This is a genomic window from Bacillus sp. FSL W8-0102 (assembly GCF_038007225.1).
In the GTDB taxonomy this organism is placed as follows: Bacteria; Bacillota; Bacilli; order Bacillales; family DSM-4216; genus Bacillus_O; species Bacillus_O smithii.
This window is the reverse complement of the sequence record NZ_JBBOWT010000001.1, coordinates 1,397,486-1,411,604: the sequence shown is the minus strand read 5'-3', so window position 1 is coordinate 1,411,604 and position 14,119 is coordinate 1,397,486. Positions and strand designations below refer to the sequence as shown.

The 14,119-nt window shown below is 40.1% G+C and carries 15 protein-coding genes and 1 pseudogene; 6 read left to right on the top strand and 10 right to left on the bottom strand.

Going from position 1 to position 14,119, the window contains the following annotated elements; all coding sequences use genetic code 11:
- Positions 1-34: 34 nt before the first annotated feature.
- A pseudogene (locus tag N1I87_RS06855) lies at positions 35-178 on the top strand (zinc ribbon domain-containing protein); the annotation flags it as partial.
- Between the two features lie 400 nt (positions 179-578).
- Here N1I87_RS06855 and N1I87_RS06850 read toward each other — a convergent pair.
- The 3 genes from N1I87_RS06850 to N1I87_RS06840 all read right to left on the bottom strand — a co-directional run bounded on the left by N1I87_RS06850 (position 579) and on the right by N1I87_RS06840 (position 4,173).
- Positions 579-1,553 (bottom strand): YpdA family putative bacillithiol disulfide reductase, encoded by a 975-nt coding sequence (locus tag N1I87_RS06850; protein WP_341101120.1) that lies wholly within the window; start codon positions 1,551-1,553, stop codon positions 579-581.
- A 691-nt stretch (positions 1,554-2,244) separates the two neighbouring features.
- Positions 2,245-2,838 carry an adaptor protein MecA gene (locus N1I87_RS06845; RefSeq protein ID WP_341101119.1) on the bottom strand — a complete coding sequence of 198 codons (594 nt, stop codon included), beginning with the start codon at positions 2,836-2,838 and terminating at the stop codon, positions 2,245-2,247.
- A 1,014-nt stretch (positions 2,839-3,852) separates the two neighbouring features.
- A complete protein-coding gene (locus N1I87_RS06840; protein ID WP_270583498.1) occupies positions 3,853-4,173 on the bottom strand; it encodes a MerR family transcriptional regulator in 321 nt (106 codons plus the stop codon).
- Between the two features lie 895 nt (positions 4,174-5,068).
- Here N1I87_RS06840 and N1I87_RS06835 point away from each other — a divergent pair.
- Positions 5,069-6,256: an IS701 family transposase gene (locus tag N1I87_RS06835; RefSeq protein WP_341101118.1), complete on the top strand. Its 1,188-nt coding sequence runs from the start codon at positions 5,069-5,071 to the stop codon at positions 6,254-6,256.
- A 172-nt stretch (positions 6,257-6,428) separates the two neighbouring features.
- Here the strand turns inward: N1I87_RS06835 and N1I87_RS06830 are convergent, their stop codons facing one another.
- On the bottom strand, positions 6,429-6,797 hold the full coding sequence (locus tag N1I87_RS06830) for a hypothetical protein (RefSeq protein ID WP_341101117.1): 369 nt from the start codon (positions 6,795-6,797) through the stop codon (positions 6,429-6,431).
- Positions 6,798-6,960: 163 nt separating this feature from the next.
- On the opposite strand from N1I87_RS06830, the gene N1I87_RS06825 reads away from it, so the two are divergent.
- The 3 genes from N1I87_RS06825 to N1I87_RS06815 all read left to right on the top strand — a co-directional run bounded on the left by N1I87_RS06825 (position 6,961) and on the right by N1I87_RS06815 (position 8,138).
- The gene (locus N1I87_RS06825; protein ID WP_048623596.1) at positions 6,961-7,218 is read left to right on the top strand and encodes a spore coat associated protein CotJA; all 258 of its coding nucleotides are present in this window, start codon (positions 6,961-6,963) and stop codon (positions 7,216-7,218) included.
- Positions 7,202-7,459 (top strand): spore coat protein CotJB, encoded by a 258-nt coding sequence (locus N1I87_RS06820; protein ID WP_341101116.1) that lies wholly within the window; start codon positions 7,202-7,204, stop codon positions 7,457-7,459. The genes N1I87_RS06825 and N1I87_RS06820 overlap by 17 nt, the downstream gene beginning before the upstream one ends.
- A 109-nt stretch (positions 7,460-7,568) precedes the next feature.
- Positions 7,569-8,138 (top strand): manganese catalase family protein, encoded by a 570-nt coding sequence (locus N1I87_RS06815; RefSeq protein ID WP_341101114.1) that lies wholly within the window; start codon positions 7,569-7,571, stop codon positions 8,136-8,138.
- Between the two features lie 24 nt (positions 8,139-8,162).
- Here N1I87_RS06815 and N1I87_RS06810 read toward each other — a convergent pair whose 3' ends face one another.
- The 5 genes from N1I87_RS06810 to N1I87_RS06790 all read right to left on the bottom strand — a co-directional run bounded on the left by N1I87_RS06810 (position 8,163) and on the right by N1I87_RS06790 (position 12,370).
- The gene (locus tag N1I87_RS06810) at positions 8,163-8,618 is read right to left on the bottom strand and encodes a DUF2663 family protein (RefSeq protein ID WP_003355189.1); all 456 of its coding nucleotides are present in this window, start codon (positions 8,616-8,618) and stop codon (positions 8,163-8,165) included.
- A gap of 126 nt (positions 8,619-8,744) precedes the next feature.
- Positions 8,745-9,248, bottom strand: coding sequence for a LysM peptidoglycan-binding domain-containing protein (locus N1I87_RS06805; RefSeq protein ID WP_341101113.1), 504 nt, complete (start codon positions 9,246-9,248; stop codon positions 8,745-8,747).
- A 3-nt stretch (positions 9,249-9,251) separates the two neighbouring features.
- The gene (locus N1I87_RS06800) at positions 9,252-9,845 is read right to left on the bottom strand and encodes a CPBP family intramembrane glutamic endopeptidase (protein ID WP_327824040.1); all 594 of its coding nucleotides are present in this window, start codon (positions 9,843-9,845) and stop codon (positions 9,252-9,254) included.
- Positions 9,832-11,313: a RecQ family ATP-dependent DNA helicase gene (locus tag N1I87_RS06795; RefSeq protein WP_341101112.1), complete on the bottom strand. Its 1,482-nt coding sequence runs from the start codon at positions 11,311-11,313 to the stop codon at positions 9,832-9,834. Before N1I87_RS06795 ends, N1I87_RS06800 begins: the two co-directional genes overlap by 14 nt.
- Complete coding sequence (locus N1I87_RS06790; protein WP_341101111.1) at positions 11,303-12,370, bottom strand: helix-turn-helix domain-containing protein; 1,068 nt, start codon at positions 12,368-12,370, stop codon at positions 11,303-11,305. The genes N1I87_RS06795 and N1I87_RS06790 overlap by 11 nt, the downstream gene beginning before the upstream one ends.
- Positions 12,371-12,629: 259 nt before the next feature.
- Between N1I87_RS06790 and N1I87_RS06785 the strand changes: the two genes are divergently transcribed.
- Positions 12,630-12,878: a ferredoxin gene (locus tag N1I87_RS06785; RefSeq protein WP_048623602.1), complete on the top strand. Its 249-nt coding sequence runs from the start codon at positions 12,630-12,632 to the stop codon at positions 12,876-12,878.
- 367 nt (positions 12,879-13,245) lie between these two features.
- Here N1I87_RS06785 and N1I87_RS18010 read toward each other — a convergent pair whose 3' ends face one another.
- Positions 13,246-14,070: a methyl-accepting chemotaxis protein gene (locus tag N1I87_RS18010; protein ID WP_416333754.1), complete on the bottom strand. Its 825-nt coding sequence runs from the start codon at positions 14,068-14,070 to the stop codon at positions 13,246-13,248.
- Between the last annotated feature and the right edge of the window lie 49 nt (positions 14,071-14,119).

Below are 14,119 nucleotides of genomic sequence, written 5' to 3'. Positions count from 1 at the left end.
CGGTTGGCGTTAGCCAAAGATTTTGGTATAATCAAAATGTTCCCGTTGTGGGAACGAAAAAGAAATGCCATTATCTGAACGTGTATATAAATGTACTTGCGGCATTGTATTAGATCGTGATCACAATTCAGCAATCAATATCAAAAATGAAGGATTGCGCTTGTTAGAATTAGCATGAAAATACAAACTCCCGGAACAGGAGGGTTAGCTCGGTCAATTTCCTGTCATGAGACAGGATTACCCGAGAAGCCCCCACTTCAAGCAACCCGAAAGGGTGGTAAGTGGAGGGTAGTTCACACAATACAATCTGGCGAGGGCATTTTCACATCTTACAATTTAGGCGAATGATTTTGCAAACACTTTAAGATTTCATCTCCATTCGGTTTTGCAGTAATCCCTATTTTATTGGGTACTGTGTCCCGAATCATCAATGAAAGTCGAATGTCCAACGGAAATAGTCAAGTCCATTCCTATGTAGAATGACCATGTTCAATTTCAGGAAACAGCAAAAGGACAAATGAAACCAATGATACCATTTGTCCTTTTCATTCTATGAAACTAGCAGATGGTCGCATTGTTTAGCTTGCTTGTTCTTTTTCTGCAATCGCCGCCGCTATGAGTTCGCCATGAAAACGGCCATTTTCTATAAAAATTTCATTGGCATTGTTCCCGGCAGCAATCACGCCTGCGATAAAGATCCCTTCAACATTCGTTTCCATCGTATCGGGATTATAGTTTGGCCTTCCTGTTTCCGGTATAATCTCCACTCCCATTTTGCTGATGAATTCATGGTCAGGATGATACCCAGTCATGGCGAATACAAAATCATTTGCGATTTCTTTTTCAATACTTCCAACCGTATATAGAACTGAGTTTTGCTTGATCTCTTTCACATGGGCGTTGAATTCCATCACAATTTCTCCATGACGTATCAAGGAATCAAATTCCGGCAAAATCCACGGTTTTATACTTTCCGAATATTGTTTTCCTCTGTATAAAACCGTTACTCTCGCTCCTGATTTATGCAGCTCCAATGCAGCATCAACAGCCGAATTTTTGCCGCCGATCACGACGACATCAGTATCAAAAAACGGATGAGCTTCTTTAAAATAATGATAGACTTTGTCCAATTCTTCTCCTGGTATATTCATATAATTGGGATGGTCGTAATAGCCAGTTGCGACAACAACATATGGAGTTTCATACACTTCTTTTGTCGTTTTGACGAAAAAGGTTCCGTTCGATTGTTTCGTCACGTCTTTTACTTCTTCGAAACGATGGATGCGAAGCTGTTTTCTTTTCACCACTTCACGATAATACGTTAAGGCATCGTTTCTTTTTGGTTTCCGTTCCACCGTTATAAAAGGAACATCGCCAATTGCCAGTTTATCGCTTGAACTGAAAAAAGTTTGATGAGTGGGAAAACGATAAATCGTATCCACAATATTTCCTTTTTCAATAATGAGTGGGTTTTTTCCTGTTTCTTTTAACGAGATGGCCGCCGCCAAACCGCACGGCCCTCCTCCAATAATGATGCATTCTTCCTTCAACATTCCATTTCACCCTTTCTCCTACTGTACTACAAAGAAGCGGTACTGTTGATATAAGTACATTCAGACATTTTTCATTCGGATTCTTTAAAACATTTCATATATTCCAAACGATCGAAAAGTATTTGTCTATTTTTGCTCCCGCCATATACAAAGTCCCGGTAAATCCAATGTTTCCCCGCATTTCAATCAATATTGTGATGACAAATTGGAAAACACTAAAAATCATTGGCAATCGGGGAATTTTTTCAATATATGTCACTGTTCCTTCGTGCAAGAAAACAGTTCCTTAAGGATTGCACGTCGTATGGTCGTTCCGTTCACCACTTTATTTTACTTGAAATTTATATATTGCTTTTTTTCGTTTCATTCGTTTCAAAAACAGCAAAAATGCAAAATGGCTCTTTTAATCCATTCTGTCCTATCCATCTTCCCATTCTCACGCGATAATTCACGTCATAGTATACACTAGAATCCTTGAAATGCAATCAAAAATCTGGGATTTCTGATCAAAAAGCGACCATTGGAATTTCATCTTTTCGCTCGCAGGGAATATGTACCCCATTTCCATCATATGTTTTGAATAGATCCCGGTCATTTTTACAAAACATGATTCCTCGCCACATGGAAAAAGCCGAATAAAACAGAAAATAAAAACAGGCTTATAAAAAGAGCCTTTTGGTAAGACTCTTTTTTATCCCGGAAATAATTTATAGACGTTTTCAATCCCTTTATTGGAAAAAATTATTTTTCCGTATTCCTCCAAATAATGAATCGTGAGACGAGATCGCTCTGCATATTCCAAAATAACAGGCTCCAGATTTTTTTTCATCCCTTCTTGAGAATAGTCGACCGCCACATAATAAAAGGGATCTTTCCAAAAAATCCTCGAAGGAATCACCATTCTCATTTTTGTTATACGCTGAGCAAGCTGGATAATCTCTTCAAAATCCGTACATTTATAAATGGAAAAAGGCGTGAACTCTCGTTTCCATCCAGCATGCAACTCTTCAATGGCATCATTTGTATGATCGTCATTATCCAAAAAGTCAAGTGTAAATATGAGTGTTACTTCTTCCTCCGTTAAAGTATGGATCTCAATAGCCACCGGACCATCATACGCAAAATGGTAACGCTTTTCAATTTCTTCAATCAATTCTTCAAACACTTCATGCCAAAAAAAAGCATCCTCTTCCACCATCTGCTTCTTAGCGAATCCTTTTTCATGCAATTCTTCAAAGGATATCGATAGTTTAACCGTATTTTTTGACAATCGCTCTATATTCATCACATGGCTGCCCCCTGAGTGTGAACTCTTATGAGTATATTATGTTAGGCAGCAAAGATGGTGTCAGAAAGGCATTATCACTTCGCTTTAAGAAACACTTTTTTCCTTTGGAGTTCATCAATAAATATGTATCTGCCTGATATCCCAACCTCAAAGAAATCATGTCCAAGCCGTTGCCGATCAAAATGATCGAATTTTTACCTCCACATTTTCCTTTTCCCGTACTATCCTAAACCCAATCACCCAATTTATTTCCCGTGGGTATACCCACTTAACATCAAGGATACTTTATCCTCTGTCTCCGTATTCATTTAAATATCAGATGATCTAATAAAAATTTTCACATCCGTCTGCCGGCACGACTTTGAACGCTCCCCTTTTATTACTTGACAATATTCAATATAAAGCGAAGTTGTGAAAATTTGCAGGAGAGTGGTGTACTGTTTAAAAAGGACGATTCGCAAGAGTGCTGAGCCGTGGTTCCAGTCTATTTTGTATGGAAAAGTAATGATTAAAAGGTAAACAAAAAATGTTTTCATCATTTATTGTATCTATATTCTCTTAATCGAATGGGGATCAATTTTTAGCAGGATTCATGAACGTGTTTGAATGGACAAAACCTTTTGTCAAAATCATTCTGGACTGTCTCCTATTCTTTGGCAAGGCGTGACAGTTTTATAAGGCTAAGCCATTCCTTCATATTGTCAGCTCATTTTCCGCCTTTTTGTCACGCCTGCATTTTTAATTTGCAATCATTCGCAATATTCTTGTTTTTTCACCCAAAAATTCCCACAATGATAGCATAACAAGCACAAAAGACGAACATAACACCTGCTCTGATCACCTTATTGTATTTTTGAAGGCAGTTAGTACTTTTGAAACGGCAAGCGAACCTATGATGGTGCAAAAGAGGAATGAGTGATGACAAATAATACATTGTTAGAGAAATGGATATTAGATTAAACTTGATTGTTGAGATGTATACCACTACGAACATGACACTTTTTCATCGAGTTACGGCAATCTTAGAACACCGAATCTTGCATTTAATTGTCCGCGAATCATTTTTTCTCGGACAGCTTCCTTTTCTTTTTTTAATATCTTTTTTCGAATTTCAAATGTCTGAACTCCTTCTTCGATCATCTCAGCGATCTCCATCAGCCGTTCCACATCGCTGAATGAATATTTTCTTGTTCCTTTCTTTGTACGATAAGGAAAAATCAATTTCCGTTCCTCATAATAACGGATTTGCCGTTCCGACAATCCTGTGATCTCACTAACAGTACCAATGGAAATCACTTTTTTATCTTTGTAAGATTCACTTTTTATACTCATGGTTATCCCCTCCTTTAAGCTCGTTACACTTATTTTTATTATATGTTAATATTCATAATTTTTCCATAATAATGTTATTTTATATCACATATTTTTCTGAACAAAGAGTATGAGTGAGATTTATTTACAGAAATTCATTTTATATCATACACATTTCTTATAAACGAGAAGGCTTAAAGGTCTTTATAAAGAGTGCAAATGGTGGTGAATATTTCACCATTTTTCATTCATCAATCCCATTTCTGATCGGGAAATTTACCGTAAGATTTTCTCACATCATTTTTCCAGAAAGTAATTTTCTTTCTTCTAGTTGTACTCGGCATCGAACTTGTGAAGATCGATTGGTTGGCTGCTGCTTCCATTCTCCATTTTAAGCATTTTCTTTTGTTGGTTATTGCCAAGATGTCCAGTTGCTGTTCAGTGTATGGATTGCCCATCTTTGTACTAAAAAATGTAAAAACTCTTCCCTGATAAGGGGAAGAGCAGCAATAAACCTCTTTTTATAACGATACATTCTTCTGACTAGGTGCGACGTCTTCGAGAGATACAAATTCCTCGGAACAGAACGAATTTATCAGCACTTTTGTCAGTTTTTCTGACATATTTTTCTCGCAAAGACCTAAATGCCAGGCCCCCCATATAGTAAGGACGTCAAAAAAATGATAATGAACCTTTGTACAACTTTGCCTTGAAACATGATTCTTTGTGGGGTTACTCCCCGCTGTTATTTCATATCGGATGCAGCCAGCGATTGGAACAAAAAGTAATAAGGAACTGTAGATGAGCAAATTCACTGACATAAATTGACAACTAAACAAAAAAGGAGACATGAACCGGACTCCTTGGGTAAAATAGATGTGCTCAAAACCCATTCACACAAGGAGGTTCATGTCTCATGAATAGATTAGCACATCACCAAGGAATCCACAAGTTTTTCTTCACGCTGGGGTTGACGCTGCAGCTTTCCAAACCGGTCATCAAGCATCTCATTCATATCGTCGATGCCTTGACCACCAAGGGATTCTCGGGAACATTGACTGATATTCATTACTGGAGCTTTCATCCGAATCATCGAACGACGCTCAGTCACTTTTTCACGAAAAGCCCTTGGAACGAGGAAAGGCTGCTTGGGAAGCTTCAAGAGTGGATCCTTTCCCAGGTCAAACGACTGGCCAAACGGAAGAATCAACCCCTTTTTGTTTCGATTGATGATACGATTTGCCAAAAAACGAAGCCTTCGTCACGGGCTGCGCACGCCATTCAAGGGTGCGACTGGCACTACTCGCATAAAGATCATCAATCGGTCTGGGGGCATTCGCTCGTTTGGCTGATGGTGCACACCTTCACGCAGGCGTTCCCATTTGCGTTCCGCCTGTATGACAAGAAAGCGGGAAAAAGCAAGATCGACCTGGCGATCGAGATGCTTTCCTCGCTCAAGGTGAAGCGGGCTCAGCCGGTGTATGTGCTCATGGATTCGTGGTATCCGTCCAAAAAGCTCATTGAAGCCTGCTTGAAACAGGGATTCCATGTCATCGCGATGCTCAAGACGAACCGGATTCTCTACCCGAAAGGCATCGCCATCCAAGCCAAGCAGTTCGCCCGCTATATCGAGTCCAAAGACACCCGCCTCGTCACGGTGGGGCAGGAGCGTTATCGCGTGTATCGCTATGAGGGGGCCATCCATGGCCTCGATGACGCGGTGGTGCTACTGGCTTGGAAGGCGGATCAGCCGATGGCGCCGGAACATCTTCATTGCATCTTGAGCACCGACCGGGAACTCGGGGACGAAGACATCTTGCGTTACTACGCCCAGCGCTGGACGATCGAGTGCTTTTTCCGGCAGGCGAAAGATCAACTGAAGCTGGATGGATACCGCGTTCGCCACATTCGGGCGGTGAAACGGTATTGGGCGGTGGTGCTGTTGGCCTGCGTGTACAGCATCGCCGAATCCCGACAAAACCTCTCCACCGGGCTGGAGCTTCTTCGGTCGCGGAAAGACCACAGCGTCGTCGAGTTCATTTATGACGCTGCAAAGCAAGATATTCCCATTGATGTGATCAAAAAACAGCTCCGTATCGCGTAAGGGGTACCCTGTTTGTCTCTCTAACCATGGAAATTATTGTAATGAAAAATGCTCATCTACAGTAAGGAATTTAACATTTAAAGAAATGAAAGAGTATTTTATTTCACTTCATTCATTCCTCATACCTAACGGCAATCAATTGAGAGCTGCTGATCACTATTGGAACCATCCATCATTGCATCTCTCTCAATTTTTGAAAATTTATGGAAATGATTCCATACAGAATAGAGAAAAAGCAAAGAATGGCTGTTTCCCAAAAAAAGAACCAAGCCATCACGACAAAAGAAGCAAAATGCAGAAAGAAAAAACATCCCCAAATATTGATGTTCTTCATAAACAACCGATACAGCCCTTTCACTTCCCATTCAAGCAGATTTCCATTCAATACAAAAGCCGCCATAAACGCTACCGCTGCGAGAAAAAACTTCATCGGCTTTAATATAAATGCTAATAACAAAAGAGGCCATGAAAAGGCTTCCGGACTTGGCAAGCAAAAAATATACATCCAACTAAACAGTTCCGCAAACAAAAAGCGATACACTCCAGGGCATGGAACCACCTCCTCCTATATTCATCGTATGAGGAAGCCGCAAAAAAACTGCCTGCATCATCCGGCTAAAATCCCACGACATCAGAATTTGTTGGCATGAGGGACAAAACAGCTCCATACAATAGATTGAGATCTATTCGAGGAGGGTGATCGTGTGACACATTTTAAAGGCTTCACTCCATTTAAAAGCTATACACCGTATGTTAGTCCCTTTGATCCATGCCCGCCTAAGACGATCAAAACGTATTCTACTCCGCCGAATTTATATATAGGATTCCAGCCACCGAATACTCCCCAATTTTCACCAATAGAAGCTTTAAAAAAAGGGACATTGTTTAAAATTTTCTATGATCCATATTACGGTCCATACGAACAACCAAAGGGGGTTAGAGAAAATGAAGAAGCCACCTAATTATTACAAAGATTTAGAGGATCTGCAGGCCATTGACTTCGCCATTTTAGAACTAGCCCTCTATTTGGACACCCATCCTGATGATTACGATGCCGTTCTGCAATATAACTGGCTGATCAAACAACGGAAACAGATGAAAAAAGCTTTTGAACTTCAACACGGATCCTTAACCAGCTTCGGGTACAGTTATGCCCGTTATCCGTGGGATTGGAAAGAAGCTCCATGGCCTTGGCAAGTTTAAACCAATCTCGCCGCTTTTTCTGTGTCCTGATGCTCGAACTACTTCTTGATTTTTATGCAGGGCTTTCTAATCATGCCTGAAAACAACAAGAAAGGAGTGTTGTCATTCTATGTGGGTGTACGAGAAAAAGCTTCAGTACCCAGTAAAGGTCAGCCGCTGCAACCCGATGCTGGCGAAATTTCTCATCGAACAATACGGGGGTGCAGATGGCGAATTAGCCGCAGCACTCCGATACTTAAATCAACGCTACACCATTCCCGATAAAGTCATTGGACTATTAACCGATATTGGAACGGAAGAATTGGCTCATCTTGAAATGATTGCCGCCATGGTGTACAAATTAACCAAAGACGCTACACCGGAACAAATGAAAGAAGCGGGGTTAGGGGATCATTATGTGAATCACAGCGAAGCGTTATTTTATCAAAGCGCGTCCGGAAATCCTTGGAAAGCGGAATATATTCAGGCCAAAGGAGATCCGATCGCCGATTTGTATGAAGATATCGCAGCTGAAGAAAAAGCTCGAGCCACTTATCAATGGATTATTAATTTAAGTGATGACCCGGATTTAAACGATGGCCTTCGTTTTTTACGAGAACGCGAAATTGTGCATTCCCAGCGTTTTCGTGAAGCAGTAGAATTGATTAAAGAAGAAAGGGGCAAAAAACAGTTTTTCTAAAAGCGGGAAGGAGCGGCTTTCCCGCTATTTGCTTTCGTGATATAAATTAATACCGAATTTTCTTTCCATCATTTCGAATATTTTATGCCGATTTTCCCAAGCGTCATTTTTCCAAAGATCTTTGCTTTTATCAATGATTTCACAGCGAAGCGCATGAAACTCTTCCTCCGCTTTGTCTTTTTGATCGCGAAAAATTTTTACAGCTCCTAAAAGCGCTGCGCCCGCCAATAACAGCAGCAGCATCATTCGACTGTCAAAAAAGGACGAAATAATTTGAAAAGCGGAATCGGAATATGGAATCAACAGCTTTTTATAAAACAAATAAATAAAAAGAAAGGTATAAAGGAAAAAGAGTGATAAAAAAAACATCTGCTTTTTGTGAAGTTTATCCAGCTTCCTTTTTCTTTCAATTAAATTTTGAAGCATTTGCTTCGTAGCCTCATCTGTTCCGTCATCCAACATTAAAAGAACTGAATCCATCCTTTCCCTCCTCCACACTCATTCTATGTACAAGCACTCATCGATATGATCAAATTTTGAAAGAAAAAGGATGTTGACCCGCTCCAGCTCTTTACCAAAAAAAGAAAAGAAAGGCTAAACAAAAACTTATTTTTCCAATGGGATTTTGAGTACCTGTCCCTCGTTAATATGATTGTCCTCTAAATGGTTGGCCGATTTAATCTTGTCGATTCCATCCTTTGTACCGTAATAATGAATGGAAATATCAGTAAGCGTCTCATTCGGCCGGACAATATGAGTCACCGTTTTTCTTTGTTTGTTTTTTAAAGTTTCCTTTTTTGATTGGTTGGATGTTGGACTGGCCGATTGATCATGTCCGCTTGCGCTTTCTTCGGTAATAACCGATACGGAAGACAAAGGACGTTCTTTTTCCTTTATCGTGTTGTAACCAAATAGAATCGCCACCGGGAGAAAAATAAATAGAATAAGAAGTGTACGAAGCATAGAAAAGATTTTTTTTTCTTGCTTTTTCTGCTTTCGATATTCTGTTCTGCTTAATGTTTTAGGCTCTTCTTCTATTTCGGTCCATTCTTGCAATTTCAGCTCTTTTCGATGCTTTTCTGCCAATTCTCGATAAGGGTCTCTCTTCATGTATCATCCCTCTTCGTTTTTTTCCCTTTTATCTTTAAAATGAATGATGATTCCTAATGCGCAATCGATGACAAAATGCATGACGACCGTTACAGCCAAATTTTCAGTCCATTCGTAAAAAAAGCCAATCCAAAAACTGAAGACGAAAACATTGACTGTAAGAAACCAATTGCTTAAATAACGAATATGGACTAAAGCAAAAAGAATGCTTGCCGCTGCGAATCCAAAGTGAGTTTGAAGAACTCCCCGAAAAAACATTTCCTCGCTGAAAGCAATAAGAGCCGTTATCCATACGATGGAGATCATGTTTAGCTTCGAAAATATTTTCTCATTGATCCCGCCATCATCAAAATATTGGTGGGGAAGCCATTTCATGAAGCAAAAATCAATCAAGACAACGGTCAAACCTCCGATTATTCCCCAGACAAGCCGACGATCGCTCCAATCAAACAATTGAAAATAAGAGGAGAAGGAATCAAATAATAGCCAGATGCCGATTCCGGTAAAAGCAAGCAATAGACATTGTGTCCAATAAAGAGATTTCATGATATCTTGGTGCGTTAACTCCTCTATCAATAGTAACTTATTCTTTTTCATCGATTTTTCCTTCCATCAAAAGCAATTTTTGCAGAATGGCCTCCCAATCATTCATCTCTTCTTGCCTGGACTGGCTGGCTGTCGATTCATAATAATCGAGAATATTCAGCCCACAGCAGTCGCAACACCTTTCCGGCTTCGATCCAATCTTTTCATGAAAATATAAAAGAACTCCTTCTCTACGGCAAGAAGTGCTATGGATCCACTGGACCATTTGACTCAATTTCCTGCGCTTCTTACGGATCTGCTCATTTTTGTCTCTTTGGATATACTCCCATTTTTTTTCGAATGAAAAATCTTTGTATAGTTCCTCATAGTGAAGAAGATAACGATACTGGACATCCGTCAGTTGTAGAACAGCCGCCGCTTCCTTTTTTAAGTTCGGCTCATATGTAAGGAATGCTTCAATTTGTTTGTCCGTAGGCAATTCCGTTTCCATCAAACGCTCGTGTATGCGTTCATCTCCGTCGGCGTACAACAAGATCGCCAAACTTCTTTTACCATCACGACCAGCGCGGCCAATTTCCTGCAAGTACGATTCCATTTGACCCGGTGGATGGAAATGGACGACGAATCGAATATCGTTTTTATTGATCCCCATCCCAAACGCGCTCGTTGCACAGATAATCTCCAACTCGTTAAATAAAAATTGCTGCTGTATTAAGATTCTTTCGTCCTGTTCCATTCCGCCATGATAAACGCCTACTTTTTTTATCCCTTCTTGTTCGAGCCAATAAGCCGTTTCTTCGGCAGCCTTCTTGCTGGAAAAATAAATAATGCCTGGTTTTTGTACGTTTTTGACAATCTCCAAAAGACTGTCCAGCTTTTCTTTATAACTTTCGCAATGTTGAACACTCATCGCAATATTGGCTCGGTCAACCGAAAAGATCCATTGATTCGCATCTTGAAGATGTAAGTACTTCATGATGTCCGTTCTCACTTCTTCTGTTGCAGTCGCCGTCAGCGCAAGCGTCAATGGCCGGTTCAATAATTCACGTGCTTCGCCGATTTTTAAATAATCAGGACGAAAATCGTGCCCCCATTGGGAAATGCAGTGGGCTTCGTCCACTACAAACAATGAAAGGCGGATTTTGGATAATTCATGCAACACCCGTTGATTAGAAAGCATCTCAGGAGACATAAAAACAAAACGAAATTGCCCTAAACGGGAAAGTGCACGTTTTTTTTCTTCAAAGGAGAGGAAAGAGTTCAAAGCAATAACCCTTTTTTCCCCTCGCATCTTCATTTGTTCCATTTGATCTTGCATTAAAGAAAGAAGAGGTGAAATGATAATACATGTACCGTCTAATATGTAGGCCGGCAGTTGGTAGCAAAGTGATTTCCCTGTCCCGGTTGGAAGCATGGCGAGTGTATCTTTTCCTTCAAGCAGTGAAGTAATGACTTCTTTCTGTCCGGTTCGAAATGACGAATAGCCAAATTGTTTTCGTAATAACAGTTCAAGTTCCATGTTGATTCACTATCCTTCCATACTTCGCTAGAACAAGACGAATTTGAAAGTAAGATAAATGAGGAAGAATTTCTTTAATATCCTTTAATTTTTTACTGGTGAGTGTCTTTGCTACTTTTTCAAAGGCCTCCAACTCTTCTCTTTCAATAAATGGATCTATGGAAAAATCGGGAACATTTAAGGCAATCTCAACGAGGTGATCTTCGATTGTATTCCGCTTCAGTCCGCGCACATGTGCGATCCGTTCAACAGAAAGCCCCCTCTGAAATAGTTCGTATGTTTTTTTTGCTGATTTTGTCAATACAACCGGCTGTTTTAAATCTAGCAGCATTTCATATAAAATGGGAAATTTTTTCGGATGATGAAGCGCAGAGTGTATCATAAAATGAATCCAATGAGAAAATCGCAGCCAATATTCCGGTTCTTCTATTCCCAATTGTTTTGCTGTTTGCGCCGCCGTTTTTCCAATTCGTTCGTATCCTGACAAGCGAAAAACGAACAGACGCGGATCTTCTACTTTTTCACTTTGCAATAATTCATATAGTTCGCGATATAGTTGTACACCTGTATCCGTCCGATTTACCTTCCGGCTCAAAAGCCATTTTTTCACCCACATTTGAACTTGGTCATTCCTCTCTGCCGGATAAAAGACAGATTCTTCATGAATTAAATAGGAAACGGTTTGAACGAGCAAGTTTAATCGTTTCCAAAAGACCGACGCCATCGAATGTAAAGGCCAGCCATCCAAATACGGAAGGGCTGAGTTTTTGGTCCAAAATTCTTCTAATTCACTTTTTCCTTTTGGAAGCAAAAAGGCTCTTTCGCCATTTTCCATATAGCACCATTGTTGATCACACATTCGCTTAATCTCTTTTTCGAAATCGTTTCTATTCAAATACGGAACGGCGGAAAACCACTTTGTTAATTGATAAAAATGCACATCTTGGATGGATTGCAATGATTTTTTTCCTTTTAGAATGTGAAAAATAGAATAGACCGTTCGCTCCCCATGGATTTTTTCAAAGCAATGCAGCAAAACCGCTTGAAACAAGTTCAAAGATTTTTTCCTCCATCTCTTTGTTGATTTAGTCCATATGGCCTTACAAGAAAATGTTATGATTCCACTATCAATAACAGTCGTCTTCTATTTTAACATGAAATTCGACATCCATTGTTCCATCACCTCCATCGTAAGCGTTTCAATTGAATTGTTGGCTCTTTTCTATTGAAAAGTTTTGTTAACAGCTTTACAATGAAGATGGAGACGTTAAATCCGACTAAATTTCTCAAGATAGCTTTGTTAGGAGGAACAATCTATGGCAAAATATACAATTGTAGATAAAGATACATGCATCGCATGTGGTGCTTGCGGGGCCGCTGCTCCTGACATCTATGATTATGATGACGAAGGACTTGCATTTGTAGTATTGGATGATAATCAAGGAACAGCGGAAGTACCAGAGGTACTGCTTGATGATATGCAAGATGCGTTCGAAGGATGCCCTACCGATTCCATCAAAGTAGCAGACGAACCTTTCGATGGAGACCCGCTGAAATTTGAATAAAAATCCAGTGTCTGCTTCAATCGTTTTTCGCTTAGATGAATCGCAAGACTAATCAGACAATTCTGTCAAAACGAAAAGACATTCCGACTGAAAATAAAAAACCTTTCAGTTAAAAGGATGCTTCATCCTTTTAGCTGGAAGGTTTTTTTGCTGAAGATTGAATACCAAAAACCGGTATGAGACACAAAACTTAAAAGATCCATGTTCCGACTCGTTTTCAAATTCGAAAATATGTAAAAAACGATGGACGACAATCAAACTTTCAAAAGGAATCCCCGTTTTCTCACATGCAGGAAAGCAGCTTCACATGATCCAACGGACATTCCCAAACAGTATAGCCACCCTTTCTGATAATGATGGGGTTTCCCTAATGTTTGACATGAAAATGATGGATCGCTTCATCCAGGCTTTGTACTTCTGCTTCCATTTGCTGAATTCCATTGGCTACTTGTTCAATGGATGAGGACGATTCCTCAGCAGTAGCCGTAACTTGTTCAAAGCCGGCGGCAGATTCTTCTGATACTGCTGCTATATTTTCAATAGCCGACGTAATGTCTTTCGTATGGTCTAAAATATCATATAAGTTCGTAGACATTTCTTCTACTTGCTCAAATACCCGTTCAATACTTTGATAAATTTGATGGAAGGATTCGCCTGTTGATTGAATGGATTGGCGGCCTCCTTCTACTGTTCCATATCCTGCTTTCAGCGCTTGAACCACTTTTCCTGTTTCGTTTTGCACTTCCGAAATAATGGCTGTGATGTCAGCCACCGAATGATTCACCCCTTCTGCCAATTTTCTTACCTCCTCCGCCACGACGGCAAAGCCGCGTCCACTTTCACCTGCTCGCGCTGCCTCAATGGCTGCATTAAGAGCAAGCAAATTCGTTTGTTCGGAAATGTCTTCAATCACATTGACCAATTTGCTGATGTTTTCGGTTTTTTTGTTCAACCCTTCCACTAGCTGGAGCGCTTCATTTACCGTAATGGAGATGTGGTTCATTTCTTCTACGGATTGGTTCATTTTTTGTCTGCCTTGATCGGCCAGTTCTTTCATTTGTTCGGCTTTTGTTTTCACTTCTTCCCCTTTTAACGAGGAATCCATTAACATTTTCATGAATTTTTCCATATCGCTCGATAATTTTTGGTTAGAATTGGCCTGTTCTTGAATGCCGTTTGAAAGATCTTCCATCGTTGTGGCGATTTGCACGGCACCTTCTTTTACGTCAAATGAATATTTA

Coding starts and splice junctions, on each gene's coding strand:
- N1I87_RS18010 (WP_416333754.1), bottom strand. CDS start 14,070: ATGGAAGATCTTTCAAACGGCATTCAAGAACAGGCCAATTCTAACCAA.
- N1I87_RS06840 (WP_270583498.1), bottom strand. CDS start 4,173: ATGAGTATAAAAAGTGAATCTTACAAAGATAAAAAAGTGATTTCCATT.
- N1I87_RS06845 (WP_341101119.1), bottom strand. CDS start 2,838: ATGAATATAGAGCGATTGTCAAAAAATACGGTTAAACTATCGATATCC.
- N1I87_RS06815 (WP_341101114.1), top strand. CDS start 7,569: ATGTGGGTGTACGAGAAAAAGCTTCAGTACCCAGTAAAGGTCAGCCGC.
- N1I87_RS06850 (WP_341101120.1), bottom strand. CDS start 1,553: ATGTTGAAGGAAGAATGCATCATTATTGGAGGAGGGCCGTGCGGTTTG.
- N1I87_RS06795 (WP_341101112.1), bottom strand. CDS start 11,313: ATGGAACTTGAACTGTTATTACGAAAACAATTTGGCTATTCGTCATTT.
- N1I87_RS06835 (WP_341101118.1), top strand. CDS start 5,069: ATGAATAGATTAGCACATCACCAAGGAATCCACAAGTTTTTCTTCACG.
- N1I87_RS06810 (WP_003355189.1), bottom strand. CDS start 8,618: ATGGATTCAGTTCTTTTAATGTTGGATGACGGAACAGATGAGGCTACG.
- N1I87_RS06785 (WP_048623602.1), top strand. CDS start 12,630: ATGGCAAAATATACAATTGTAGATAAAGATACATGCATCGCATGTGGT.
- N1I87_RS06805 (WP_341101113.1), bottom strand. CDS start 9,248: ATGAAGAGAGACCCTTATCGAGAATTGGCAGAAAAGCATCGAAAAGAG.
- N1I87_RS06800 (WP_327824040.1), bottom strand. CDS start 9,845: ATGAAAAAGAATAAGTTACTATTGATAGAGGAGTTAACGCACCAAGAT.
- N1I87_RS06820 (WP_341101116.1), top strand. CDS start 7,202: ATGAAGAAGCCACCTAATTATTACAAAGATTTAGAGGATCTGCAGGCC.